This is a genomic window from uncultured Porphyromonas sp., from assembly GCF_902489635.1.
GTDB lineage: Bacteria > Bacteroidota > Bacteroidia > Bacteroidales > Porphyromonadaceae > Porphyromonas.
In genome coordinates, this window is record NZ_CABUAN010000005.1 from 1 (window position 1) to 26,572 (window position 26,572).

Genomic DNA, 26,572 nt, shown 5'->3' on the forward strand with positions numbered 1-26,572 from the left:
TGGAGATTTGAGATTTTCCACGTGGATATTCGAGAAAGGAGGGGATCGGACGAATCTCCCCGTAAAGATATGTAAATAGAGATAGAGGTTAGAAGTTAGAGACTTGAAATTAGGGATCGGAACTTTCGGAAGGCTCGAGAGTGTCTAGCGAAAAGGCGTCCGCCCCCCGAACCAGTCTGGACGGGTAACAAACTTAACGCTGTAACCCTTCGATACAACGGACGCACGAGACGTGTAGTGATATGTGGGGATGCGCTAATGGACGCGGTGGAAGGGGACGCAGAGCTCGTGCGACTAGCCTTTGCGGTGCTGTATCGTCGAGTAGGCCTGCTGGAGTAGCTCGAGGGTGTCACGCGCTGCCTCCTGCTGGGCGCGCTTCTTACTGCTGCCAGCACCGCGCCCTACGGGCTTGCCATCGATCCAGACGCTGTAGACGAAGTGATCGTGTGGCGCCATATCGTGCTCCTCGAGACGAAACTCGTGCGAGAGGTGATGCTTCTGCACCCACTCGATGAGCTCGCTCTTATAGTTCTGAATGCTCGCCACCGTGTGCGCCTGCATGTCGCGATAGGTGGGGAGGATAAAGTCGCGGACGAAGTCCTGCGTACGGGCGTAGCCCTGATCGAGGTAGATGGCTCCGATGAGTGCCTCCACGGTGTTGCCGTAGATGTCTACCGAGTTGTCTAATGCGCTCGGCACCATGACGATATAACGCTCTAGATGCAGACGTCGGCCCACCTCGTTATTGACGGGACGGCTCACGAGCGAGCTCTTGCACTTGCTCAGCTCACCTTCGTCCCATGTGGGATGGAGGTGATAGAGGTAGGTACAGATAGAGGCTTCGAGGACTGCATCGCCGAGGAACTCAAGTCGCTCATTATTGAGCTTCTCACCACCCTCCCCGATGATCGTGCAGGAGCGGTGACGCATCGCTAGCAGGTAGAGGTCTGTGCGGACTGGCACGATGCCTATCCGATCGAAGAGTGTGGTCAGATTGGGCGTACGCTGCGAGCTGCCACCACGTATGCCGCGCCACCAATGCTGCCAACGCTCACCTAGCTCCTGAAGCCACATCCTAGTCCTAGAGCGTCTCATCAAACTCATAGCACTGTCTGTCTAAAGGAGCAAAAAGAGCGACACCCCTCCACACTCGTCGACTCTAAAGTAACGTGCGTGAAGGGGTGTCGCTGATATAGTGTCATGAGTTGATACGGTGCGTGTGCGCTTACTGAACCTTCTTGAAGATGACGCAGGCGTTGTGGCCTCCGAAGCCGAAGGTATTGCTCATGGCTACGTTGACGGTACGCTTTTGCGCCTTGTCAAAGGTGAAGTTGAGCTTGTAGTCTATCTGATCATCTTCGTCGCCTGGCTCATGATTGATGGTCGGTGTGACGACATCTTCCTGAATAGACTTGACGATAGCCATGGCCTCTAGAGCTCCCGTAGCACCGAGGAGGTGCCCTGTCATAGACTTTGAGGAGCTGATGTTGAGATCGTAAGCTTTGTCGCCCCAGACGCTTTGGATCGCCTTGACCTCTGAAGCATCACCGACGGGTGTCGAGGTGCCGTGAACGTTGATGTAGTCTACATCCTCGGGCTTCATACCAGCATCCTCTAGGGCGCGGGTCATCACGAGCTTGGCACCCAGTCCCTCCGGGTGGCTAGCGGTCAGGTGATACGCATCGGCCGATAGACCGAAGCCGGCAAACTCTGCATAGATCTTAGCACCACGAGCAACCGCATGCTCATACTCCTCTAATATAAGGATAGCAGCACCCTCGCCTAGCACAAAGCCGTCACGGCTAGCACTGAAGGGACGAGAGGCGGTCTCGGGTGAGTCGTTGCGTGTGGAGAGGGCGTGCATCGCGTTGAAGCCGCCGATACCAGCGACCGTCACAGCAGCCTCACTACCACCGGCCACCATCATCTTTGCCTTGCCGAGACGTATCATGATAGCGGCATCGATGATCGCATTCGTTGAGGAGGCACAGGCTGAGGCGACGCTGTAGTTGGGTCCGTGAAAGCCGTACTCGATCGATACGAGTCCAGCAGCGATGTCGGAGATCATCTTCGGAATGAAGAAGGGGTTGAAGCGGGGCCCCCGCTCGGGATCATACTGCATGATCTCCTCCTGGAAGGTCTCTAGCCCTCCGATACCCGCGCTGATGATGACGCCGACCTCGTTTTTGTCGACATGCTCTAGGTCTACAGCTGAGTCTGCAATCGCCTCTTTTGTTGCCACGAGGGCGAGCTGAGTGTATCGGTCATAGCGACGTACCTCCTTGCGGTCGAAGTGCTCTTCTGGATTAAAACCCTTGACCTCACAGGCGAATTGGGTCTTGAACTTGGAGGCATCAAACTGTGTGATGGGAGCTGCTCCACTCTTACCAGCTAGCAGGTTTTGCCAAGTGGTAGGAGCGTCATTGCCAATGGGGGTGATGGCACCTAGGCCAGTCACGACTACTCTGTTAAATTGCATAGGCTATATCAAAGTCAAGCGTCGGGGATATGAGGAGTCTGTTGCGATAAGCAACAGGTTCTAGCGGTGTAAACTGAATGTGGGGAAATGCACAAGGGCAAGCCCAGCACCCATGCTGGGAGATCTGAGACTTGCCCTCGGGCTATGTATATACGACAGAGGATATAGGTAGTCGCATTAGCTATGCGACGAGACCTCTGTATCGCATGGTGAGGAGAGCACTCTGTCTACTCCTCAGGATGGCTTATGCTAGCTGCTTCTCGATATAGTCGATAGCGTCGCCAACGGTCTTGATACCCTCAGCCTCCTCGTCGGGGATGGTCATATCAAACTCCTTCTCGAAGGCCATCATCAGCTCGACTGTGTCGAGTGAGTCAGCACCAAGATCGGTGGTGAAGTTTGCCTCACGAGTTACCTCTGAGAGCTCGACGTTGAGCTTGTCTGCGATTAGGTCTTTGACCTTGCTTTCTACTTCTGCGTTCATTGCTTAATAGGTTTATTGGATGAATAATTGATTAGTCATACTAGATCGGTAAAGCATCGGTGCAGACCGCTTGGCACTGAGGCGTAGCGCATCCGCAGATTTAGCTGTACCTTTGTACACAAGAGGCGCAAGAGCGTGTAGATGCCACTGCATTTTGCACACATGCGCCCCTTATGTGCAACAAATGTACGAATAAAAATGGAAACCATAGCTATCTTCGCCTCAGGCAATGGAACAAATGCGGAGGCTCTTGTCCACTACCTGGCTCATATCGACGACATTTCTGTCGCACTCATAGCGACCGACAACCCCCACGCTGGAGTCCTCAAGCGTGCTGAGAGACTGGGCATACCGTCCCTCACCTTCCAGCGCAAGGAGATGCGTGAGCCCGCATTTGCTAAGCAACTCCGAGAGCAATATCAGGTGACTGCGATCGTCCTCGCGGGCTTCCTCGGCTTGGTGCCTGAGAGCTTGCTACGCACTTTCCCGCAGCGGATCCTCAACATTCACCCAGGACTGCTACCCGACTATGGGGGCAAGGGGATGTATGGCGATCGCGTCCATGAGCGCGTACTAGAGGAGCACTGCGCCATGAGCGGCATCACGATCCACCTCATCGACGAACAGTTTGACCGTGGCTCGACGCTCTGCGATGTGCGCCTAGCGGTTCATCCTGATGACACGGTCGAGACGCTCGCTGAGCGGATCCATCGTCTGGAGCACACCTACTACCCAGTGGTCGTCGCTGACTACCTCACCCGTCCCGACCTCCCACCACTCGTCTAGCGCAGCTAAATGAGACTGTTGCAAAAGTCAATAGTCTCTTAATGATAGAGGGGACCCGATCGCACGGTAGCGGTCGAGTCCCCTCTCTCTATATATTATATCGTGTTTGGAAGCCTAATCCTCTGAAGGCTGTTCGAGTGCGCGCTGCGCTCTGAGCTCCTTAAACTTAGCCTGCATGGTCGGGTTCTTGTAGGTGAGCTTGCGAATGGTCAGCCCCTCCGCCTTGTCGTTGGCTAAGCGCAAGAAGTTTTCGCTGCCCATAAGAAGCCCTTTGATCTTTTGCAGATGCTCGATAGAGGTATCGATCTCTTTGATCGCCTTCAGAAACTTATCATTCGCTAAGCGTATGTCGCGCCCGAATCTGTTCTTGAAGTCCTTCACTTCCTCCTCAAAGTGTGTGATATCGATGGACTGCTGCTGCGCCTCGAAGAGCTGCTTGCGTATATCGAGGCTCTTGCGTGAGGCGGAGACGAGGAGCGTGATCAGTGGCACGAAGAACTGGGGACGGATCACATACATCTTCTCGTAGCGGTGTGACTTGTCGACGATACCACCGTTGTAGAGCTCATTGTCGCCCTCCAGGAGCGACACGAGGACGGCGTACTCGCACCCTTTCTTGCGGCGATCCTCGTCAAGCTTCTTGAGAAAGTCTTCGTTGCGATGCTTCGTGGAGGTCGTGTCAGACTCGTTTTTCATCTCAAACATGATGGAGATGTACTCTAGCTCGCCTTCATCGGCATAGTCACGAAAGACAAAGTCTCCCTTGGTGCCACCGACCACATCGTTGTCCTTCTCAAAGTATGCGTTGGGATAAAAGGGCCTCAGCTTCTGCTCAAACTCCAAGGCGCAGTGCTGCTCGAGTGTCTCACCCAGCATCTTGGTGGACATACGGGACTTGAGGTCTTTGTAAAAGTCTACCTCTTGCTCTAGCACCTTCTTCTCCAGCTCGTGCTGCTCTTGCAGTTGCTTGACCTCTAGCTGAGCCTCTTTGCTCTGTAGCTCCACCCGAGCCTGCAGTGCAGTGATCTCTTGCTCCTTAGCTTGTAGTGCTTTCTGGCTCTCGGCCTGCACCTTCAAGCGCTCATTGTCTCGTAGGCTCTCTTGCTGTGCTAGCTGAGCCTGCAGCTCGATGAGCGTTTGCTCTTTGTTGGCCAGAGCTAGCTTCAGATCCGCTTGGCTCTTCTCGCCCATAGCGTCCAGTCTGCTCTGGAGCTGTACCAGCTGATTGTCTCGCTGTGAGAGCTGCTCCTTGAGCGTCGCCTCAGCCTGCGCCACAGCGAGCTGCTGCGCCTGTCGGCTCTGCTCTTCTACCAGCGCCACGCGCTCAGCGAGTGCCTTGTCAAAAGCCTCGCCACGCACCTGCTCTAGCAGCTGCGCATAGCCACGCTCATCGATACTAAACGGCTGATGGCAATTCGGACAAACTAATTCGTGCATAGGGATTAGAAGTTAGATGTTAGAGATTAGAAGTTAGAGAGTAATCCGATCCGCCTCTCTTTACTTGCAAATATACATCTTCTCAGTCTAAGGCGGTGTAGAGAGCTTGGCTAGTCTGTTCCCCTAGCCTGCTCCTGACGAGCTATCATAAAACAAAATAAGCGTAGGAGCCATGTAGCTCACTACGCTTATCTGTTCTTACTCTAAACCAATATCTTTATATCTCGAAGAGCGGAAGACGGGACTCGAACCCGCGACCCCAACCTTGGCAAGGTTGTGCTCTACCAACTGAGCTACTTCCGCATTTCGGACCTTCCCTCTTATGCCCCTCTTGTATTACTATGAGTATCCAAAAAAGAGGCTACTCAGCCTAACTACCGAGAGGTGCTAAAGGGTGTCCTGCCGATTTGTGAGTACAAAGGTACGAAAACTTTTTGAATCTGCAATAGCTTCGGAGGACTTATTTGACGAATGACCTCTTTCAGCTAGTTCCCCACCTAGGACTTTCGGCTAGCTGCGCTGCTTAGAACTTCGTCGCGTGACGGATGCCAAGGTCAGCGATGAGCTTACGATAACGCTCGATATCCTTCTTAGCGAGATAGTCTAGCAGACGACGACGCTTACCTACGAGCATCTTCAGGCTACGTGACGTAGAGAAGTCCTTCTTATTCTCCTTAAGGTGCTCCGTGAGGTGCTGAATACGATAAGTAAAGAGAGCTACCTGGCTCTCGACACTGCCGGTGTCCTGTGCAGAGGCTCCGTACTTTGCGAAGATCTCTTGCTTCTTGGTACTGTCTAGGTACATTTTGTTATGAGGTTATTTGTGAGACATTCATAACATCCTCGCCACCCAAGGCCCCACCTCTATGGGGCGACAATGAGCACGACGATGCATTTCGCCTGCAAAGGTACAAATAATATTTCACCCCGCAAGCCTGCCCCTCCGCAAAGGGTCACTCGATCACGACGACGAGCGTGGCGAGCGTGGGGCAGTTGTCATAGACAAACTTAGCGTGCGAGCTGGCGTTGCGGACGCACATGTGAGAGCGGGGTGTCGTGCCAAGTGACGGACTGTACTCGACGATCTTACCCTTGGGATTGTTTACGGGCACACCATGGATATAGGCTCCGCAAGTGAAGCGACTAGCCCACGGTGCAAAGCCGGCGATGCGACTAGACCCGTCACTGGTGTAAAACATCTTTGACTTCTTCTGCTGCAGGAGGAAGATGCCTAGAGGCGTCTCCTTAGCGTGGGGAGGCTTGTGACGCCCCGTCGTGGCGGGGTTGATACTTCGCACGAGGTAGTGCGCTGGCGACTGACGCTCCAGCACGACGATGTGCTGGTTCTTGCGATCTACTACGACCACGTGCGAGAAGGTGACGTCAGGCGCCAGTAGCTGTACGTAGCGACGTGGCACATACCACTCCGCCTCGGGAGACTCGACTCTGCCTTGCCAGAACTTGCTGCCTAGGGTGTCAGTCATCGCTATGAGCGTCCCATCGCGACCATAAAGCTCAGGCTTGAGGGTGTCTGTGGGTGCGTAGAGTGGCACCGACTGATAGCGCTCCACACCGAGCGAGTCAGAGACTAGCTTGTAGCTATCGCGAGACCACGCTTTGGTCAGCGGTGCCTCACCATTTGCGTTCTTATAGTTTTGCAGTACGCCCCACTGCTGTGGCTCTGCTTGTAGCTGCTCGATGCGTAGGAGTTGCTCGCGTATCTTATCCCACTGTATGGTGCGCGTCTCCTTTTGGTACGTGTAGGAGTCCTTAAGCGTATATTTGTCAAAGGTTAGCTCTCGGTCAATGACGATCTGCTCAGCCGTAAGCTCAGGCTGAGGCTCAGCCACGACAGTGTCTACGGTTGCGATCGTGTCCATAGGTACCTCGGCACTACTTTGAGTGGAGGGCTGGCAAGCCAGCAAGAGTGTGAGGGCAAGGGGTAGGAAAGTCATAATGTTTTTCATAAGATCTATAAGTTAATGGGAGCTGTCGATCCCTTTGAGCTGGGGCAAGTGCCAGTGGTAGCGCGCAGCTAGGATGCGTATCAAGATGACCATACCCGCTGACACAAGCTGTGCGTAGACTGTATCTATAGGTACGAAGCGTAGCATCAAAGTGTAGATAATGCCTCCAGCGATGCAGGCCAAGGCGTAGATGTCTTGACGACAGATGAGGGGTGTCTCGTTGAGGATGATGTCTCGTAGCAACCCCCCGAAGGAGCCTGTCACGGTACCCATGATGATCGCCACCCAACTGGGGAAGCCCATGGCGAGCGTCTTGTCCACACCCACCACCATAAAGAGCCCCAGTCCGATAGCGTCAAAGATAAAGACCGTCGGAGCTGTGCGGATGAGGATCTTTCTAAAGATATATACGTAGAGCAGCGCCACAAAGGTGATGATCATGTAGGAGGGCTGGAGCATCCAGAAGGGGGTCGTACCGAGGAATAAGTCACGTAGCGTACCTCCGCCCACAGCCGTCGTGACACCCAGCACATAAGCTCCGAACCAGTCCATCTGCTTGGTCGATGCTAGGCGTATGCCAGAGATAGCGAAAGCGAAGGTCCCGATGAAGTCTAGGATCCTCGTCACTGTCACCTCAGGCCATGTGATGGAGGACAGGTCAATGCCAAAGAGTTGCTCTATCATAGATCAGTACAGGCTCAATGCTTAGCTCTTGAGGAGAGGAGCGAGCGCACATTGTCTATGAGCAGACGCACCGCAACGGAGTTAAAGCCTCCCTCGGGGATGATCAGGTCAGCGTAGCGTCGTGAGGGCTCGACAAACTGCTGGTGCATCGGCTTGACCGTCGTGAGGTACTGCTCGATGACTGAGTCGACACTGCGTCCCCGCTCCTTGACATCGCGCTGTATGCGTCGCGCCAGGCGCACATCATCGTCCGTCTGCACGTAGATCTTGACATCCATCAGGTCACGTAGCTCCTCATTTTCAAAGATCAAGATCCCGTCTATGATCAGCACACAAGGCGGATCTATGGTGACCGTCTCAGGGATGCGGTTGTGATTGACAAAGGAGTAGACGGGGCGCTCCACGCTGTGTCCCTCGCAGAGCTGGTTAATCTGCTCGCACATCAGCTTCGTGTCGAAGGCATCGGGGTGGTCGTAGTTGAGCTTAGCACGCTGCTCCAGAGGCAGCTCATCGTGCGCCCTATAATAGTAGTCGTGACTGAGGACTACGACATCCTCATCGACAAAGGTCTCCTGCAGACGGCGCACTAGGGTACTCTTGCCCGAGGCAGTGCCACCCGCTACGCCTATGATAATCGGTTTGTGCTTCATAGCTTCAGCGAAATAGTCTTATGGGTTTACTATAAATAGGTATTTCCGCGCAGCGCAGCGCTCCATAGTCTCTAGCAGGGCGTCGTACGAAGCCCCCGCTAGCGACACTTCTAGTCGAGTCCCCGGGGGAAAAGCCTCTACATCTGCGCTTAGCTCGGCAAGCGTCAGCGATATGGTATGCGGTGCGGGTTGCTTGGCGTTCGAAGCTCTCGCCTTGCGCCGTCCCTGCGCCAAGCGACGCTGTAGATTGATGGCTACGAGTACCAGTGGCGTGGTCACGTGCCGGCTCCACCAGCTCTCTCCCTGATGCTTGAGGTAGAAGAGGCGCATCGCTCCGTAGAAGTTCTCCTCGTAGCGCACCCTGTCGACCGCCTGCTCCGACTCGCCCTTGTAGTGTAGTACTGGCGTGGGGAGATAGTAGTTGTGATAGCCCGCCTGCTCTATCGTATAGCAGAGATCAATGTCCTCGCCATACATGAAGTAACGCTCGTCCAGTCCACCCACCGCTTGGTATAGTGCCCGCCTCATCATCAGGAAGGCACCCGTCAGCACCGGCACCTGCTGCACTTCGTCAGGCGAGAGATGCCCCTGGTAGTAACCATTGAGCCAAGCAGAGTGAGGTGCCAAGCGGTAGAGACGTGTAAGGCGACAGAAACTATGCCACAGCGTAGGCACGCCCCGCTTGCTCTCGGGGTGCATCGCCCCAGACTGGTTAATGAGGCGAGGTCCTACGGCTCCCGCCTCGGGATGGGTCTGGAGGAAGGTCAAGCAGTAGGCGAGCGTCGACTCCCCCACCAGCGTATCGGGGTTGAGCAACAAGAGATATTCGCCACGTGCCTCGGCAATCGCTTGGTTATTACCACGGGCAAAGCCTCCATTCGTCGCGCTCTCCAGCAGCTTTACCCTAGGCTCTTTGCCCAAGGCTGTGCGGAGACGCTCCATCGAGTCGTCGCCAGAAGCATTGTCCAGCACGATCACCTCCACCTCGCCCTCGATCTGACGACAACTAGCCAGCACCGAGCGAACCGCCTCGATGGTCAGCTGCGGCACCTTGTAGTTGACTAGGACGACCGAGAGGAGCATAGGGCTTCCCTTTTTGTGCTAGGCAGAGACCGTGATGAGGTAGTAATTCTTCTTACCTCGCTGCACGATCAGATACTTGCCAGCGATCAGGTCGTCGGTAGTGACCACACATTCTTGGTCAGCAACCTTCTCCTTGTTGAGGCTGATGCCGTTCGAAGCGATCAGCTTGCGCAGCTCGCCCTTGGACTTAAAGATCGGCGCATGCTCTACCAGTAGATCTAGCAGTTTGACGCCACCTGCCTGCTCTAGGAGCGTCCGGCCGACGTTGTAGTTTGGTACGCCTGCCATAACCTCCTTGAGCAGCTCCTCCGACATCTGACGCAGCTGGTCGTGCGTGTTGTTGCCAAAGAGTATCTGTCCAGCCGACATGCTCTGCTCGTAATCCTCACGTCCGTGAACCATGACCGTGAGCTCCTCGGCGAGCGTATGCTGGAGGAGGCGCTCATGCGGAGCCTGACGATGACGCTCTATGAGCGAGTCGATCTCCTCTAGTGGGATGCTGGTAAAGATCTTGACAAAACGCTCGGCGTCCTCGTCGGATACGTTGAGCCAGAACTGACAGAAGGTGTAAGGCGACGTGTAGCGACGATCTAGCCAGACGTTGCCTTGCTCTGTCTTGCCAAACTTGGTGCCGTCAGCCTTCTTGATCAGCGGGCAGGTCACGCCAAAAGCTTCGCCACCCTCGATACGACGTATCAGCTCCGTGCCGGTCGTGATGTTGCCCCACTGGTCGGAGCCGCCCATCTGAACACGGCAACCGTACTCACGGTAGAGGTGCAGGTAGTCGTAGCCCTGGAGGAGCTGGTAGGAAAACTCGGTGAAGGAGAGTCCCGCCTCGGCATTCGCCTCGAGGCGACGCTTGACGCTATCCTTCGCCATCATATAGTTCACCGTGATATGCTTACCGATGTCTCGGATGAAGTTGAGGAAGCTGTAGTCCTTCATCCAGTCGTAGTTGTTGAGGAGTAGCGCCTTATTGGGAGCGTCAGACTCAAAGTCGAGGAAGTGCCCCAGCTGCCGACCGATGCACTCCTGATTGTGTCGGAGCGTATCCATGTCTAGTAGGTTGCGCTCTTGGGACTTCATCGAGGGGTCGCCGATCATACCGGTAGCTCCACCCAGTAGAGCTATCGGTCTGTGTCCAGCACGCTGCAAGTGTCGTAGCATCATCACGCCGACGAGGTGACCGATGTGGAGCGAGTCAGCCGTCGGGTCAAAGCCCACGTAGGCCGTCGTCAGATGCTCCGTGAGTTGCTCTTCGGTGCCTGGCATGATATTATGAATCATCCCACGCGCCTTCAGTTCGCTAATCAGTGAGGAGTGGCTCATAGTTATTCTTTTGTGTTACTTAGATCACAAAGGTACGAATTATTAGTAGCTAATAGACGCTTCCTCCCTTGGAACCGAAAAGTTCCTCCCTTGGAACTGAAAAGTTCCTCCGCTGGAACTAAAGAGTTCCTCCCTTGGAACTAAAAAGTTCCAAGAGGGAAACTGTTTTTGGAACTCGTATGTATAAGTAGTAGAGTACAATACAGTCGATGAGGAAAGCGACTCCTCCTCAGCCACTCTCCCAAACTCTCGAGACGACAATGGGCGGACTCACTACATGGTGAGCCCGCCCGCATTATTGTTGTCGATGTTATATCGATCGGTCTAGCACTATCGCTTCATGCGTCGTGCCAGTGAAGACGCTGAACTGGTAAAGTCCTCGATAGGGCTGAAGCTGAGACCCGTGATGATGGTCCCCTCATCTATCTGAACCATGACGCCCTCCTGCTCGTTGATATAGGTGGGCAGTAGGATGGATCTCGTCTTGTCATAGACAAATCCACGACGCTCCAAGCGGTCTATGAGCGATGGAGAGCGGAGTGCCTTGAGATCTGTACAGATGACCATCGCTGCACCATAGAGCGACTCGTCATTGTCACTAGGCCACAAGATAATGGTCGGGAAGTACTTGCTACGTGTCTGTACGGCTGGGAAAGGCATATCAGCGGCAAGCTCCGGAAGAACCGTTGCCGTGTAGTCCTGATCGCCATACTTCTTCATGATATCCTCCATCTTCTCCTTCTCAAAGCCAAAGAGTGGCATCGGGAAGTCTACCTCCTCATAGGGGAGAAGTTGCTCTATATCACTATTGGTATAGTACTGGATACCTGGGCGGAAAGTCTTTTTAGCCTCGGCGTCCTTAGGGATATTCATATCTACGTTGGCAATGAGCTTGATGCTCTTGTCGTAGTAGATGGGGTTGCCCTCCTTGTCCTTGAGGCCTGTAGGCTTGAAGCCCTGAGCCTTCAGGTAAGCGTCAAGCTGCTCAGGCGTGGGACGATGGAGCGTGTCGCAGGAGATCTTGCTCTCCTCGAGGAAGTGATTCGTATTGAGATCTAGCCAATAGGTCACTTCGGTGTACACCTCGTGTCCCGTCTTGAACTTGAAGACGCCCTTGTCAGGCTTGCTCGCCTCGGCATCGAGTGTGTGCCCCATACGAGCCTCAAAGAGCTGAACCATCTCTAGCGTAGCTCCGTAAGGTAGGAGCGGCATCCAGATGCCAGTAGTCTGATCCTGAAGGGGATCGACACGTAGCCAGTTGCTCTTATTGTTGTCGTTGTTAGTCCACCAGAAGATCGGCTCGGTCTGCTCACCATCCACGAGGATGACTGAAGAGACACGGCTACCGCGTGGTGCGCTGATGTAGATCTCCTCCGAAGCCTTAGCGGTGCGAAGGTTGCTCTTGACGAAGCCGTTGTTGAGCAGATACTCATCGATGAACTGCTTGGCACTCTCTTGCGAAGCAAACTTTACGCGAGCCACCTGATAGTGACTGTTCTTGTCAAAGTAGTAAACGATCTCTTGTACTGCCTTAGTGTCTTGAGGCGTAGCGGTCAGGGTCATCAGCTCGTCTGAGCGCTCGACCTTGTTACCGCGTCCCTCCTCGATCTGCGTCACCTCGTCGAGGGTGATGCCGTAACGCTCTATGGGGAGCATCCACTGCGAGATCTTCTCGGGCTCCTGAGGCGTGTCACCGCCCGTGATGGGGTTGTCCCAGCCACAGCTAGTGAGGGCGAATAGTCCTGCTACGAGGAGCAGGAGGGTTGATGTGATTCTTTTCATAGGGGAAACGTTTTATAGTTAAACTGTTTAGTGTATTGGTCGCATCATCTGCGTAGTGTGTTGATGGCAGCGATGAAGAGTATCTTGCCCGTCTCGGGGTGTACGATAGAGGCAAAGAATGGTCTGTCGAAGGCGATGCTACGAGGCTCAAGCGGATCACCTACACCAGGCTCCACGGCTCCTATAACCGTTGCAGCGGCTCCCTCGACGCCTTTCTCATTCCACTGGAGTGTCGCTTGGTGGTATAGGCGGTTTTGTCGACCTGACTGCTCGCTCATCTGCTGCGCTAGAAACTTCGGGTCAAACATACGGCTGAGCTCCGTGAGAGGTACTCCCAGCGTCTTGCATAGTCCTAGCCCCATCAGCTCAGGCGTCAAGTCTAGCGTGGGGATCCCAGCGTTCAGGCGGGGCAGGCGTATATCTAGTGCATAGCGCTTGCCAGCCGTGGTGAATTTGCGTAGCTCTTCGGGCGTCGGCAAGCTCTGGGAGAGCGGTAGCGTACGATCTTTCGGTAAGATGAGCAGCATGCGAAATGGCGTCTTACCATACTTTTGCAACTCCTCACTAGCTTGTAGTCCAACCGAAAGCGCCTCAAAGCGATCATCGGCAAAGTAGTCGATGGAGGTGTCATTGTAGATAGACATCATCATAGCAGGCTCCTCCTCGCCAGTGCCATTGGTGAACTTGCCCGCCTGGGTCTGCTCTTCGCTCGTATCCCATTGCCACGCAGCTGCAAAGAAGGCGGTATTAACTAGGAAGGCAAGCGGGTCTTGCTCCCCAGCACGACTAGGGTCGAGCATATGCGGTATCTTGCCGTAGGTCTTGCGACTGATCCAAGCATTGACCGCCTCGTAAGAGGCTGGATCGCTGAGGTCGAGCGTCGCTGTTGGAGCGCCAAAGAAGTCATAGAGTTGCCGTGGGTAGGACTCGATCAAGTGACTTTGATACTTTGAGGAGACCCAAAAGCTATTGGACGGGAAGTAGCAGGCGTATTCACCCGCACTACACATCACCGCGTTGAGCTGCTGATAGTATCTTGCTACAGAGGCAATGCTCTGTGTAGCGGATAGCTTCAGTGCCGATCTGTACTCATCGAAAGCCTCGTCCGACAGACCCACCGCATTCATCCCGAGAGCTGTCTCAATAGAGATCGGTGAGAGCACGAGGTTAGTACTGGCAGCCCGATTGTCCAGAAGAGCCCCAAAGAGCTTAAGGCTAAAGGCATTGCCAGCCTCTACCAGTGGCATGCTCTCTGCGGGCAGAGAGGCATGAGACATGTTAGGGGTCTTAGGCATAGGCGTACCAGCTGCGGGAGCCTTGCCGCCAACTAAGAAAGTGATAGGACCCTCCTTGGGGTCTCGCAGCTCCTCGTCACAAGCGCTCAGTGTGACAAGTGCCACCGCAAGCGTTAGGACTAAGCCAAAAGTCAAACGATACTTCATAGGTTATACTAGTTAGTTGTTGCAAACAAGCCCCCCAGCTCTGTCGGGGGGGCTTGTCGCATTTATAGCGTTAGCAGTCTTACTTGGAGATTACCACCTTGAGCGTGGTTTACCCCATTAGTAGTAGAGGCAAGACTCCTTTGTAGCTGGCTAATAGAAGTACCCCCCTTTTGGTACATAAATATTCCAGAATTTATTTACAGCCCTAAGAGGGTAGTAGGGTTGATATACGATCTTAGTAGCCCCAGAGCAATCGGTCGTTTCACTTCGCGTAGAAATAAACTGAGACTGAGAATAATTGGAGAAAGCTGAAATGTAGAAGTCGTTATAAACTCTCGTCACAGTGCCATCTTTCTCATTTTGAGAATAGGTAATGACATTGGTAAAGTGTATAGGACTTGTCTCTTCGGTGAACTCAACCTTTGCAGGTCTACGTTTAGTCGGCTTATCTCTCAAGTCACAGGACGTAAACACCTGATCTAGGATGCTATACTCTCCGAAGAGTTTATAAGAGCCTGGAGGAATAACGACTAATTGCTCTGTGAGTGCTGTTCCATTGGAAAGAACATATTCGCTTGTCTTATCGCAATCTTTAGCATGCCCATTGACCACAAGAAAGCAACGATTCTTGTGCACGAAGAGGTCTTTATCCGTTTTATTCGTTACCGTGAAGGCAGCATTTCCTCCTTGAGCCCAAAAGTCGTACTCTATAAAGCAATTCGCATCCTCATAGACAAGCTTATCAGCCGTCTGTCTCATGGGAGATGTCGACTTTACTGATGCTACTTGATAATAGGTCGTTGCACAAGATGAGGAGAGCAACAATACAACAAAAGCAAGTAGGATAGAATGTATTTTAGTCATAGTCATGTATTGAGAGTTATTTCTTACTTGGAGACTACTACCTTGAGCGTGAGGATGGCTCCGTCTGCGCTCTCGGCATGTACGAGGTAACTACCCACTGGCAGCTCAGGTAGCGCGTAGTGCGTGCCACCATCGGTAGCGTGCATGATCATCTCACCCTGTAGGCTGTAGAGCGTGATCTGTGCCAGAGGAGTCTCTGAGACGATCGCTCTCAGGTCAGCGTCGTAGTAGATGCTAGTAGCCTCTGCAGTCGCAGGAGCAAGGATAGCGGTCTCGTTTGTAACGATCCAGCCGTTGCTCTGTGCAGGTGCGATGTCAGCCTCAACAGTGCCTGGGTTCTCGCTGATGTTGAGCTGCTTAGCCCACTCGCGATTGTTGTCATGTACCTCCACCTCTGAGACATTGGGGAGTGCCTTGATCAAACTATTGAGTGCTGCGGCAGGCATCATGTTGTTTTGCAAGAATAGTCCCTGTAGCCCAGCGTAGTTGGTGATCTTAAGCTCGCTGATCTGGTTGTGATCGCAGTAGAGCATCTGCACCGCCTTCAGAGCCGACAGGTCGAGCTGCGTGAGCTTGTTGCGGCTACACTTGAGCCAGACGACCGACGGATTGTGCGAGAGGTCTAGCTTGGTGAGCTCATTGCCCGAGCAGGTGAGCCAGAAGAGGTTCTTCTGATGCTGTACATCTAGCTCTGTGAGCTTATTGTCGTCGATCCACAGGGTATTCAGCATAGGCGACTGTGAGAGGTCGATCGCAGGGATCTGATTGCCTCCGCAGCGCAGGTTCATAAGCCCTGTAAGCGGTGTGACATTGAGGCTAGAGAGCTTATTGTTGCCTAGGTTGAGCCACTTAATGAGTGGCGTCACCGTCAGGTCGATAGCTGTCAGCTCATTGTCCTGTAGGTACAGGCTCTCGAGCTTAGGCAGAGCTGAGAGATCTATCGTAGCGAACTTATTGCTAAAGAGCGTCAGATCTGTGATGATCATCTGCTCATCGAAGGTGATCTTAGAGAGCTTATTGCCTGGAGCGTAGACCTTAGAGAGGTTGGGCAGTCCAGTGAGCGTTAGCTCTGTGAGCTCGTTGTAGGCACAGTTTAGCTCAGCGAGGTCGTTGATACCCGTCAGGTCTAGTGTCGCGATGCGATTGCTGTCGCAGTCGATCGTGTTGAGCGGAGCTGTCTTAGGCAGCAGTAGCTCAGTGATCGCATTGTTAAAGCACTTGAAGCTCGAGAGACTGCTCATCTTCGATAGATCGAGCTTACCTGGGATAGCGTTGCGACTGATGTCAAAAGCACGCATCTTGGTACACTCCGAGATGTCGAGTGGCTTGGAGATAAGATTCTCCGAGCAGTAGAGTGCTACGAGTGCTGTGTTCTTTGTCAAGTCTAGCTCAGAGAGCTTGTTGTTGTTACAGAAGAGCTTAAAGAGCTTAGGCGCATTGGTCACATCAAGAGCCGTGAGGCCGATATTGTTCGCCTGAAGAGCGAGGATATCATCTCCGTAGATCTTGATCGTGTTGCCAAGAGGAGTATTGGTGATCTTCTTAAGATCCTCGTACTCGACCTTGTTGCCATCGCCCCAGTCGATAGAGAATTTCGTCCCCTTAAGACCACCCGCGGTAATCGTGATCGGCTTGTCGGTACTCTCTACAGTCATGACGATCGCAGCCTCCTCCTCAACAGGAGCTATAGCCTTGGCGATAGCACCTGGATTGACGGAGAGCTCCTGCATACGGGTGTCTCCATAGATGTCGATCGTGTTGTTGTAGTCAGAGGACGTACCTGTACCGATGAGAGACGAAGTGGTCAGGAGGTGCCAGTCACTAGTGGCTAGCTCCTCAGCCTTCGCTGCATCCTTAGAATAGCCTGCGAAGGTTGTCGGCTTGACAAAGTGCTCGCTGGGGGCATCTACTCCAGAGATGGAGTTGAGAGCCTTAGTGCCAGCAGGCAGGAGCAGGTCGGGAGTAGTCTCAGCTGCGTTATTAGCAACGCACTGAGCAATAGTGTTGTGTGCAAAGATGCCGTCGGCCGTCATCACGACACCGCCACCCTTGAAGCCTGTACAGTTGTAGATCAGGTTACCTACGAGCTTGCTCGTGCCGAGTGTCCATACGGCACCACCTCCGCGATTTGCCAGAGTAGGATCCTCGTAGATGGGATCGTCAGCAAAGCAGTTGTATAGGATATTGTTTTCGATCGTAGATGCGCTAGCAAAGATAGCACCGCCACGCATAGACGTACAGTTATATATCTTATTCGCCTGCAGTGTAGCGTCCTCAGCGTAGATAGCACCACCAGAGCCACCGTAGCTATTGGTGATCTCACACGCTCTGACCGTAGAGCCTATAGCTCTGATGGCTCCACCCTGATCTAGAGCGATACAACCATCAAACGTAGAGTGCTCTACCGTACCCTGCTCGATATAGATGCCCGCGCCAGAGGCTACGCCGTTTGGCATAGAGACCATATTCTTGGAGAAAGCGCAATTCTTGACCAGTGCCTTGCCATCGCCCTTAAGTATCGCAACGGCACCGCCTAGATAAGGCCAAGTCGTCCCTGTAGGCTCTACCTTGGTGTAAGCGTAGTGCTCAGTGATGTCGCAGTTAAGTAGAGCTACATTGCCAGAGGCGTAGAGCGCTCCACCACAAGCCTTGACATTCCACACATCAGCATTGGCGCCCTTGAGGGTAAAACCGTCGATCGTGGTGCGCTCGGTAAAGGGCGTAGCACTATAAAGGACGTGATTGGAGTTACCCTCATTGCCAGTGATCTGCCACTCCTCGCGTACCTTAGAGCCTGCGCCCTCGACACGTGTCCAGACGTCAGGAACATCATCGTCAGCTGAGAGGATCGTCTCATTGGTACGATAGCAGTTGCCGATCATCTCTGTGGCAGTACGGTCGTCACGAGTCGTCTCATTGCCCGCAAAACCTCCGTAGAGGGATACTCCCTCCTTAAGTATAAAGGCGTAAGAACGCTTCTTAGAGGTCTTGATGAGCTTGGTCGGATGATAAGTGCCCTTAGCGACCCATATCTCGTCACCAGCGGAAGAGGCGTCGATCATAGCTTGCAGATCGCTCGAGGCATTGCTCCAGGAGCTACCATCACCGCTACCAGTCGTTGAGACGTAGCGAATGGCTGCTTGCTGGGGAGCTGTGCCAGGCTCGGGATCGCCGTTTCTGACACAGTAGACCATCGCCTTCCAGCCTGGGGAGTTAGATCCGTTGAAGAGAGCTACCGACAGGCAACCATCCGCAGCGGTAGAGGTGACGGTAAAGCGTGGATTGGCTGGCGTACCCTTGACAGTCATGATCGGGTCTACATCCTTAGGCCAGTCGTAGTAATACTCGCCATCTTCGTTTGGCCCATTCCATAGCGGGATAGCCCCATTGTAGAAGCGCAACTCGTCATACTGCCCTATCTCTATCTGCTCGAAGACGATGGTGATGTGGGAGTTAGAGTTAAGTGGCTTGAACTGTACGATGGTCATGGAGTAGTTGCCCCTCATGCCCCTGTCGGGGCCACCATCGTCGTAGTAAGGACGTGGTAGACCAGCTTCGACAGTGTAGTCGTAGACGGGTCCCTCACTGCCAGTGTGGAAGATTTGTCCCCCTTGCTTCTCCTGAGCCGTCACCCCGAGGGTGGCTAGGAGGTAGAGGAAGAGAAGAGGTAGTAGTCGTTTCATACGATAATGTGGGTTGATGTTTAGTGATTTGTGGCGAGCGGTCGGGAACTAGCGTTTGCGATCGCCCTTCCTACAGGTCACAGGGCAAATATACTTATATTTTCCTTATGGCTACTCGATGAGGCAGAAAAGGTTAAATTTCAAGTCTCGGCCTCCATTGAGTAGATCGAGCCAATCCCCTATCTTTGACACCTTTGCCCCCCTACCCCGACATCGTGCGAAAGCGTCTCGAAATATCCGCGTAGGAATTTTCAAATCTCCACATGGAAAATAAAAACTCTCCACGTAGGCGAGAAAAATCTCTTCGGAAGAATCAAATGAAACTTCGGAGGAATCAAATGAAACTTCGGAAGAATTTTTTCTTCCCCACGTGGGAAATAAAAAACATCCACGTAGGAATTTGAGAGTTCCCACGTGGATGCCGATTTAGACGTTGCAGACCCTCTCTCGTCTCCTCGAGCTCATCTGCGAAATGGACGGGCTACTTGAGCTTGAAGTAGCAGATGATCGGCTTGTGGTCAGAGATCTCTGCGGTGCGGTCTACGTAGGCGGCACGCGCCTCTATCTGGTCGCTGTAGAGCATGTGATCGATCCGTACGCCGATGAGCGACTTAAAGTAGTAGCTGTAGTTGGTCCCTCGCCCTGTCGTGGCGATCGCATCGTGCAGTCCCATCGAGAGGCGATGGTGTGTGTAGGAGATCGGTGTGTCGTTAAAGTCGCCACAGATCAGCACGTAGGGCGACTCCTGATAGTTGACATCCTGATAGATCTGCTCGACCTGCTTAGCACGACGCTTGAAGGCTGGTGAGAAGCGCACTCCGAGGGCTTGGGTGAAGCCTTTGGGGTTGACTTCCTGCGCTAGCTGGAAGTAGTGCGCCTGCTCCTCTTTTGTAAAGCCAAAGGACTCTAGGTGTAGGTTGTACAGTACGAGCTTTTTCTCTCCAACAAGGATCGTAAAGACCGCTCCTCCGTTAAAGTCAGAGTGCAGATCTATGGGTCGTGTCGATAGGATGGGATACTTGGAGAGTACGATGAGGCGGCTGCCGTGATCCTTGACCGCATAGGCTGAGCTGTAGTAGGGGTACGCCTTGAGGATGCGCTGCAGACTCCGCTCAGACATGTACTTCGACTTGTTGGAGCTGAGCCATGCCTCTTGCAGACAGATGATGTCGGCATCGCTCTCGGCGAGATACTCCGTGGTGGGGTGGTAGTCGTGTGGGCCTAGCTTGGCAAACTGGAAGGCGTTGGCATTGAGACTCACCACTTTGATCCAGTTCTCCCGATCGATCGGGGGCGTCTGGCGTAGTCGTATGGGTGCGTACAGCAGGAGCGTGGGGAGGGAGACGAGCAGCATCACCGTATTGATCGCGGCGCGACTCCAAGCGCGGATGATAAACCAATAGATCGCCTGCAGCACGACCAGCACAAAGAGCAGAGGAAAGAGCAATCCCAGATAAGCCGAGAGGATAATGGTCGTCGGCGAGATATAGCGACTCAGCAATGCGCCCGCGAAGAGCAGCAAGAGGAGCAGATTACCAAAGGAGACGAAGGTGTGCCAGAAGCCACGAATCATACCCCAGATGGTACGTTTCCTTGCGGGCTGCTGCGGGATCTCCTGGCTTTCCTGGCTCTTTGGGCTAGCTGCTACCGGAGGTTTCGTGGTGCTATCCATAGGTTGAGAATGCATGATTAGTTGTGGTCTGACTGGTCAAGCCACTGATTGTTGTGCTCGATGAGCTGCTCCCGCTCTTCGTCAGATAGGCTCTGATAACCAGACTGCTGTACCTTGTCTAGGAGCTGGCGGTAGCGAGCTGTCTGGGCATCTTGTAGGGTCTCCTGCTGCCGTGCGGTGCGCTGTCGCCGGCGCTGGTACAGTCCTAAGCCACAGCCCCACAGGATGCCAGCGAGGTGAGCGATCAGCCCGCCTACGTTGTACCCGCCATAGGCGAGGAGTAGGAGGAGGAAGACGAAGAGCCCTACCTGCCACACACGGAGCGAGCCGATCAAGGGTAAGGGCATCTCTTCGCGAGGAGCCGAGCCGATCATATAGCCAACGAGTGCGATGACCGACGCGGAGGCACCCACGAGCGGCAGCCCCAGTAGGAGCACCCCGCTGCTACGTAGCAATGTGGTGAAAAGGACGAAGGCGCCTCCACCTACGATCGCTCCCCCGAGATAGCTCCAGACGAACTGTCGCCATCCGCTGAGGCGCAGCAGCATTTCACCAAAGAGCCACAGCAAGAGCAGATTGAGCAGGAGGTGCAGACCACTATTGTGCAGGAGCGTGTAGGTGACGATCGTCCAGGGGCGACGCCACAGAGCATCAGGCGAGCAGGAGAGGTAGAGCTGATCCACGACACTGCGCGTCCACTGCGTGGGTAGCGGTGCAGGTAGCTGACGAACGATAAAGTCCGCCAGCCAGAAGGCTACCAGCAGGAGCGTGATGCCCCACAGAACTTGCCGATTAGGATCTATACGACTCGCCAAACGCATTGTACAGCTTGCCTTGCTTGCGCCACAACAGTATGAGTAGCAGACCACCTAGCATGCCCCCCAGATGGGCAAAGTGTGCCACGTCGCTCTGTAGATTTGCCACGCCGAGAAGGAGCTCGATCACTCCGTAGCCGATGACAAAATACTTAGCTCTGATCGGTATGGGGATAAAGAAGAGATAGATCGCTGCATTGGGGTAGAGCCAGCCGAAGGCGAGGAGGAGCCCAAAGACAGCTCCCGAAGCACCTATCGTCAGGAGCTGATTGATAAAGAACCTCGTAGCCATGCGGGTGCCATCGGGGAAGGCGATCACCTCATAGCCCGCCACCTCTCGAACGGTCGTCAAGCCCCAGACGAGCTCCTGCGAGAGTGCTGCGGTCAGTCCGCAGACCAGGTAGAAGAGCAGGTACCGCTTAGCACCCCAAGTGCGCTCGATGGTCGTGCCAAACATAAAGAGCGCAAACATATTGAAGAAGAGGTGCGTGAAGCTCCCGTGAAGGAACATATAGGTCAGTGGCTGCCAGATGTGAAAGTCCTGAGCCGTCACATAGTGCAGCCCGAGGAGTCCCGTCAGATCAATGCCCACTCGGGGCAGTACCTGCTGAGCAATGTAACAAAGCACATTGATGATGAGCAGATTGAGTGTCACGGGCGGGATCTGTATCCGAGGTGATGTATTGAATGAGTGCATAGGCGTTGTGTTCTGATCGTTGCGTTGTATAGCGTATTAGTACCAGCCACTGCCTCCGTAAGAGGGCAGGCTGTGCTGCTCCCACTTGAGGTCACGGAGTAGGGAGGCGTTGACTCCAATCACCAGGTTGTACGACTTGTAGGCACCGAGCGGGATGACACTCGCCGTCAGAGACCAGCAGTGCAGGTCTCGCGTGATATTGATCGTCATACCTGTCAGCTTCTTCAGGTCGAAGTTGTAGTTGGCGTCAAAGGAGAAGTTCCAGTTTGGCGTAGGCTGTAGCTGTCCGCGGAAGGAGAGGTTTTGGGTAAACTTGTACTCAAACTCCCGTCGGTGCGTATTGAACTTCTGTCTGTCTTGGACCACATTGACACTATAGTTGAAGGAGAAGCTCCACGGCACGTCAAACTTCAAGTAGCCGTCGTCGTCCCAACTATCTGCCTGGCCGTAACTACTGCGCGGGGCACCACCTGGAGGACCGCCCAGCCCCATCTCGTCGGCTCCTGGCCTACCGCCCATCGCCATCGGGTCATCCGTAGGCGACTTGGCAGTCTCATCGTCTGCAGCAGACGACTTCTTTTTCTTATTAAAAAGCTTACCGAACCAGTTACCGATCTTCTCAAAGGTCTGCGGGGTAAAGGTGTAGTTAAAGCTCGTACCCGTACCTAGGAAGGCTCCGATGCCATGCCCATTGAACAGGCGCAGCTTGTCCACACGGTAGGGCCTCACGTTGCCCTGTGGGTCTGTGTAGTAGTCCCATTCGTAAGGATCAAAGGAGGCGGAGAGCCGCAACACGAAGGTCTTCGTAAGCCTTAGCGCAATGTTGGTGCTGAGGTTGCTCCAGCGGAAGGAGTCCGCAGCCATATTGTAGGAGAAGCGAAGACCAAACTGATCGATGAGCGAGATCTTCTTAAACTGCTCCTCCACGTCTGTCGAGTCACTCGGCAGGCGCCACTTCATCTCCACGTTGTTGTCAAAGGAGAAGTTGATCGCTCCCATCTTGCCTCGTCCTGGGTAGCCGAAGATGCCTCGCTCGTAAGGCGTATAGATGAAGTTGTGTGCCTGCCCCAGTGTATCGACATAGTCTATCTCGCGATAGTAGCCCCAGAATGGATCGCCAAAGTCCGGAGCATACGAGAGTGATATAGAGGGCGTCAAACGATGCCGGATCATCTGTACACGATCGCCAAAGAGCTTTTGCCACGGCTTGTAAAAGCCGTAGAGCGTCGTACTCATCGAGAGCGACGCACTGAAGTTGTTCAAGTGGTAGAAGCCGTAAGTGGTATCAGCATCGACGATGCGCTGCTGCGCCTCGTCCCACTGCTTCTCCACGCGCGAGGTGTACCAGTAGGCCGTATAGCTGATCGAAGGAGAGATCTTGATATAGTTAAAGAGATCGAAGGAGGCGGAGATAGGTATCGAGTGCTGCATACCATTGCGCCAGTCCTTGACCAGATTGCTCTTGAGGATCAGATTCTCCTTGGTAGTGATGCTGTTACGTAGCGAGCCGTTGTAGCTGAGGGAGATCTTCTCGTACCAACGCTCCTTGCCGACGCGGTTCTTTCGCTTGAAGGGGTAGATCGTCGAGAGCGAGAGCGAGAGGTTCGGCAGGGTCACACTGATGGTCGAGTCTCGCGAGCGCTGATCAATGTTGAAGGCGCCCGTCAGCGAGAGTGGTATGCCCGCAAAGCTCCGGCGGTAGCTAATGCTAGAGCCCTTAGTATTCTCAGCGCGTCGCTGATGGTTGTAGACCGCTTGGGTAGCATTGTGGTTGTAGCTACTGGTCGAGAAGTTGACCGACGCTGAGAAGTTGCGTAGCGGATCCGCTTTGGGGTCTTGTGAGTGAGTCCATCTGAGCGATATATCCTGTGAGCGACTGTAGGTCGAGGGGATGTCTTTGTCTCCCTGCACCGTCGATATGTAGCTCGCCTGAACGCTACCGTTGTACTTATAGCGCTTGCGATAGTTTGATGCCGCATTGACCGCCCAGGAGCCGTTCGTATAGATATCGCCCGTGAGCGTCAGATCCCAGTAGTCGTTCAGATTGAGGTAAAGACCTCCATGCGTCAGGTACAGCCCTCGTGACTGGTCGATACCGTAGCTCGGCATGATGATGCCGGAGGTCTGCTTCTCATTGAAGGGGAAGAAGGCAAACGGCAACCCGATGAAGTAGAGCGGCACGTCGGCCATGACTAGGTAGACAGGCCCCGTGACGATCTTGTCCTCAGGCTTAGCCTTGGCACGAGTCAGGTTGATGTAAAAGTGCGGATGGTCGTGCTGGTCGCAAGTGGTGTAGCGACCATCCTTGAGGTACATCGTATTGTCTTTGAGACGCTTCGTCTGCGTAGCCGTCAGATAGCCCTCGCCCTGCTGGGTTGTCACGTCTGTGATGAAGCCTTGACCTGTCTTGAAGTTGTACTTCATCGTCGTACTCTCAAACTTCTGATCCCCATCGGCAAACTTTGGCTTAGCGGTCGGCTGGCCTAGACTATCCAGGACATACTGCGCATAGACCTCAGAGCTGTCGGAGACGATCTTAAGGTAGTTTGCCTCGATGCTCATCGTCTGATACTTGACCTCGCTCGGACCGAAGAAGTACATCATATTATTGCCCGTCATGACGAGCGAATCCTCTGCAGAGAAGGTCACAGGCGCCTCTAGCTTAAAGAGCTCGACCGAGTCGCTCTCTGCGACAGGCGTCTCAGCGTTACTAGCTAATGTGTCAGTAGCCGTAGGCGTCAGCGTCGTATCCGCCTTGATGGCGAGGCTGTCGACGGTCGTTGCCACGGAGTCTGTCTCTGGGGGGGTGGGTAGGGTATCCAGCAGGCGGGTTGTATCTGCCGACAGATCTGCCACAACCGTGTCTAGCTGCTCCGTCGGCGATGGTGTAGCTGCGGGCGGCTCAGTACGTCGCACCTGCGTGGCACACGACACGACCGCCACGCCTACGCAGAGCAGGAGGAGCAGTCGCAAGAGCGAGCGAGGGACTATGACAGAGCTAGACATGTGCTATAATAACGCGAGCTGGCTTGTGATGATACATCAACCGCTGGCAAAGGTACTAAATAGTGACGTGCAACGGCATACCGCTCACGGCCTACTTTGAGCTACTCGTGTAGTTGTCTGCCAGTAGCATGTACGTTTAGTCGTGGCTTTTTTTGTAGTTACAAATGTTTTTACTACTTTTGAAGCAGAAAGGGATTGCCTGTGTACTTTCTTAGGACTTTTCCCCCCTGAGTGAGCGAAGGCTTCCTGAGCAGGTTGTTTCTTTACCGAGAGACGACTTGCGAGAGTTTGCTGTCGGATGCCTAGAGCTATCTCACTTCATTGGGTCTATTCATATAGCCCATCTTGGGGAAGCCTAGCCGACAAGCTCTTTCGGATACACTAACCTAAGAAGATTCCTATGGCACTATTCAACCCGCCTGAGCATCTCTCTTGTCATCACTACGCAACGCATGCCAATAGTGGCTGGATTCTTGTCGATGGCACTGAGCAGCAGCTATATCAAGGGGAGACTGAGTACCACTCTATCCTCTTCTGCACAAAGGGTTCTATACGTCTTGCTACCGGAGATAATCTGTGCGAGCTACATGTGGGGCAGATGAAGTTCATCCCTCGCGGCTCCGCTGTATATGCTCACTTAAGTAGTGACGGAGAGTTGCTGAGTGCTTACTTTGACGTTATAGACTTCCTCTGCGACAAGCTCTCTCTGCTACAGCTCAAAGGCCTCAAAGAGATGGTCGCCTACGACCCCGACCCACTAGAGGTGCGGGGGGCTATACACTCACTACTCGCTACGCTCAGGATCTACCTTGAAGACGATGCTCAGTGCGCCTATCTACATGAGCTGAAGGTCAAGGAGCTTTTTTGGAATCTGCGTGCTTACTATAGCCGTGAGGAGCTGGCGGCTTTCTTATTTCCCGTACTGGGAGTGTCGAAGTTTCATAGTGATGTGGTCAATGCCTTCACGTGCAATGCCAAGGTCTCTGACCTTGCAAAGCGACTCTATATGGCTACATCCACCTTTTACAAGCAGTTTAGAGAGGAGTTTGGGGAGCCCCCTGAGCAGTGGATACGTACACAGAGCAATAAGCAGATCCTATTCCTCATCCAGGACTATGATCTCACCGTTGGAGAGATCGCGACTAAACTATCTTTCAGTTCGCTATCAACCTTCTCACGCTACTGCTCCCAAAACTTCGGCTTCGCGCCCACAGCCCTTCGTAAGGCTCTTCAGAGTGGAGTCACTTCCGAAGAGCTGCTGCAAGCCACTAACAAGGCGTAGAGACACTCGGACCACGACATCTACGTCGTCTGATCTCTAATCTCTAACTTCTAATCTCTAACCTCTAACACCTTTACATATCTTTACGGGGAAATTCGTCCGATTCCCTCCTTTCTCGAATATCCACGTGGAGAATCTCAAATCTCCACGTGGATATTTTTTATTTTCCACGTGGGCGTCAAACAATTCCTCCGAAGTTTCATTTGATTCCTCCGAGGAATTTTTTATTTCCTACCTGGGAAATAAAAATTCTCCACGTGGGAATTTCGAAATATCCACGTGGAAATCAGTTTTCCCCGACACGGCACCGTATCGATACGTAGTCGGATATAAATTGTTGTAACGACCCAGCGTTGAATTTGCTGAAGCAAAAGCGGGTTAGGACGCTAGAACTTCAGAAAAAAGCACTATATTTGCTAGGTCTAAGAGG

Annotated in this window: 20 protein-coding genes and 1 tRNA gene; 2 read left to right on the plus strand and 19 right to left on the minus strand. The window is 53.5% G+C overall.

Annotated features, from left to right (window positions below; all coding sequences use genetic code 11):
* Positions 1 to 294: 294 nt before the first annotated feature.
* The 3 genes from rnc to RDM37_RS01710 form a co-directional block, all read right to left on the minus strand.
* A complete protein-coding gene (gene rnc / locus RDM37_RS01700) occupies positions 295 to 1,104 on the minus strand; it encodes a ribonuclease III (RefSeq protein WP_299369084.1) in 810 nt (269 codons plus the stop codon).
* 121 nt (positions 1,105 to 1,225) lie between these two features.
* Positions 1,226 to 2,479 carry a beta-ketoacyl-ACP synthase II gene (gene fabF / locus RDM37_RS01705; RefSeq protein ID WP_308554573.1) on the minus strand — a complete coding sequence of 418 codons (1,254 nt, stop codon included), beginning with the start codon at positions 2,477 to 2,479 and terminating at the stop codon, positions 1,226 to 1,228.
* A 244-nt stretch (positions 2,480 to 2,723) separates the two neighbouring features.
* Entirely contained in the window at positions 2,724 to 2,963 is a 240-nt protein-coding gene (locus tag RDM37_RS01710) for an acyl carrier protein (RefSeq protein WP_004331282.1), read from the minus strand.
* A 198-nt stretch (positions 2,964 to 3,161) separates the two neighbouring features.
* Between RDM37_RS01710 and RDM37_RS01715 the strand changes: the two genes are divergently transcribed.
* Positions 3,162 to 3,749 carry a phosphoribosylglycinamide formyltransferase gene (locus tag RDM37_RS01715; RefSeq protein ID WP_308554574.1) on the plus strand — a complete coding sequence of 196 codons (588 nt, stop codon included), beginning with the start codon at positions 3,162 to 3,164 and terminating at the stop codon, positions 3,747 to 3,749.
* Between the two features lie 114 nt (positions 3,750 to 3,863).
* On the opposite strand, the gene RDM37_RS01720 is transcribed toward RDM37_RS01715, so the two are convergent.
* The 16 genes from RDM37_RS01720 to RDM37_RS01795 all read right to left on the minus strand — a co-directional run bounded on the left by RDM37_RS01720 (position 3,864) and on the right by RDM37_RS01795 (position 24,860).
* The gene (locus RDM37_RS01720; RefSeq protein ID WP_308554575.1) at positions 3,864 to 5,186 is read right to left on the minus strand and encodes a DUF2130 domain-containing protein; all 1,323 of its coding nucleotides are present in this window, start codon (positions 5,184 to 5,186) and stop codon (positions 3,864 to 3,866) included.
* A gap of 230 nt (positions 5,187 to 5,416) precedes the next feature.
* Positions 5,417 to 5,489 (minus strand) — tRNA-Gly (locus RDM37_RS01725).
* Positions 5,490 to 5,709: 220 nt separating this feature from the next.
* On the minus strand, positions 5,710 to 5,991 hold the full coding sequence (gene rpsO / locus RDM37_RS01730) for a 30S ribosomal protein S15 (protein WP_308554576.1): 282 nt from the start codon (positions 5,989 to 5,991) through the stop codon (positions 5,710 to 5,712).
* A 148-nt stretch (positions 5,992 to 6,139) separates the two neighbouring features.
* Complete coding sequence (locus RDM37_RS01735; RefSeq protein ID WP_374043011.1) at positions 6,140 to 7,153, minus strand: L,D-transpeptidase; 1,014 nt, start codon at positions 7,151 to 7,153, stop codon at positions 6,140 to 6,142.
* A gap of 12 nt (positions 7,154 to 7,165) precedes the next feature.
* Positions 7,166 to 7,837 carry a trimeric intracellular cation channel family protein gene (locus RDM37_RS01740; protein WP_308554578.1) on the minus strand — a complete coding sequence of 224 codons (672 nt, stop codon included), beginning with the start codon at positions 7,835 to 7,837 and terminating at the stop codon, positions 7,166 to 7,168.
* Between the two features lie 14 nt (positions 7,838 to 7,851).
* The gene (gene udk / locus RDM37_RS01745) at positions 7,852 to 8,487 is read right to left on the minus strand and encodes a uridine kinase (RefSeq protein WP_308554579.1); all 636 of its coding nucleotides are present in this window, start codon (positions 8,485 to 8,487) and stop codon (positions 7,852 to 7,854) included.
* An 18-nt stretch (positions 8,488 to 8,505) separates the two neighbouring features.
* Positions 8,506 to 9,570 carry a glycosyltransferase family 2 protein gene (locus tag RDM37_RS01750; protein WP_308554580.1) on the minus strand — a complete coding sequence of 355 codons (1,065 nt, stop codon included), beginning with the start codon at positions 9,568 to 9,570 and terminating at the stop codon, positions 8,506 to 8,508.
* An 18-nt stretch (positions 9,571 to 9,588) separates the two neighbouring features.
* A complete protein-coding gene (tyrS, locus tag RDM37_RS01755; RefSeq protein ID WP_308554581.1) occupies positions 9,589 to 10,899 on the minus strand; it encodes a tyrosine--tRNA ligase in 1,311 nt (436 codons plus the stop codon).
* A 330-nt stretch (positions 10,900 to 11,229) separates the two neighbouring features.
* A complete protein-coding gene (locus RDM37_RS01760) occupies positions 11,230 to 12,681 on the minus strand; it encodes a hypothetical protein (RefSeq protein ID WP_308554582.1) in 1,452 nt (483 codons plus the stop codon).
* Positions 12,682 to 12,725: 44 nt separating this feature from the next.
* Positions 12,726 to 14,123 (minus strand): serpin family protein, encoded by a 1,398-nt coding sequence (locus tag RDM37_RS01765; RefSeq protein WP_308554583.1) that lies wholly within the window; start codon positions 14,121 to 14,123, stop codon positions 12,726 to 12,728.
* A gap of 150 nt (positions 14,124 to 14,273) precedes the next feature.
* On the minus strand, positions 14,274 to 14,987 hold the full coding sequence (locus tag RDM37_RS01770) for a hypothetical protein (RefSeq protein WP_308554584.1): 714 nt from the start codon (positions 14,985 to 14,987) through the stop codon (positions 14,274 to 14,276).
* Between the two features lie 23 nt (positions 14,988 to 15,010).
* Positions 15,011 to 18,670, minus strand: coding sequence for a right-handed parallel beta-helix repeat-containing protein (locus RDM37_RS01775; protein WP_308554585.1), 3,660 nt, complete (start codon positions 18,668 to 18,670; stop codon positions 15,011 to 15,013).
* Positions 18,671 to 19,151: 481 nt separating this feature from the next.
* Positions 19,152 to 20,342, minus strand: a complete 1,191-nt coding sequence (locus RDM37_RS01780) for an endonuclease/exonuclease/phosphatase family protein (protein WP_308554586.1) — start codon at positions 20,340 to 20,342, stop codon at positions 19,152 to 19,154.
* A 17-nt stretch (positions 20,343 to 20,359) separates the two neighbouring features.
* Positions 20,360 to 21,163 carry a rhomboid family intramembrane serine protease gene (locus RDM37_RS01785; RefSeq protein WP_308554587.1) on the minus strand — a complete coding sequence of 268 codons (804 nt, stop codon included), beginning with the start codon at positions 21,161 to 21,163 and terminating at the stop codon, positions 20,360 to 20,362.
* Complete coding sequence (locus RDM37_RS01790; RefSeq protein ID WP_308554588.1) at positions 21,135 to 21,854, minus strand: rhomboid family intramembrane serine protease; 720 nt, start codon at positions 21,852 to 21,854, stop codon at positions 21,135 to 21,137. The genes RDM37_RS01785 and RDM37_RS01790 overlap by 29 nt, the downstream gene beginning before the upstream one ends.
* Before the next feature lie 36 nt (positions 21,855 to 21,890).
* Positions 21,891 to 24,860, minus strand: a complete 2,970-nt coding sequence (locus RDM37_RS01795) for a putative LPS assembly protein LptD (RefSeq protein ID WP_308554589.1) — start codon at positions 24,858 to 24,860, stop codon at positions 21,891 to 21,893.
* A 400-nt stretch (positions 24,861 to 25,260) separates the two neighbouring features.
* Between RDM37_RS01795 and RDM37_RS01800 the strand changes: the two genes are divergently transcribed.
* A complete protein-coding gene (locus RDM37_RS01800) occupies positions 25,261 to 26,142 on the plus strand; it encodes a helix-turn-helix domain-containing protein (RefSeq protein WP_308554590.1) in 882 nt (293 codons plus the stop codon).
* Positions 26,143 to 26,572: the final 430 nt, after the last annotated feature.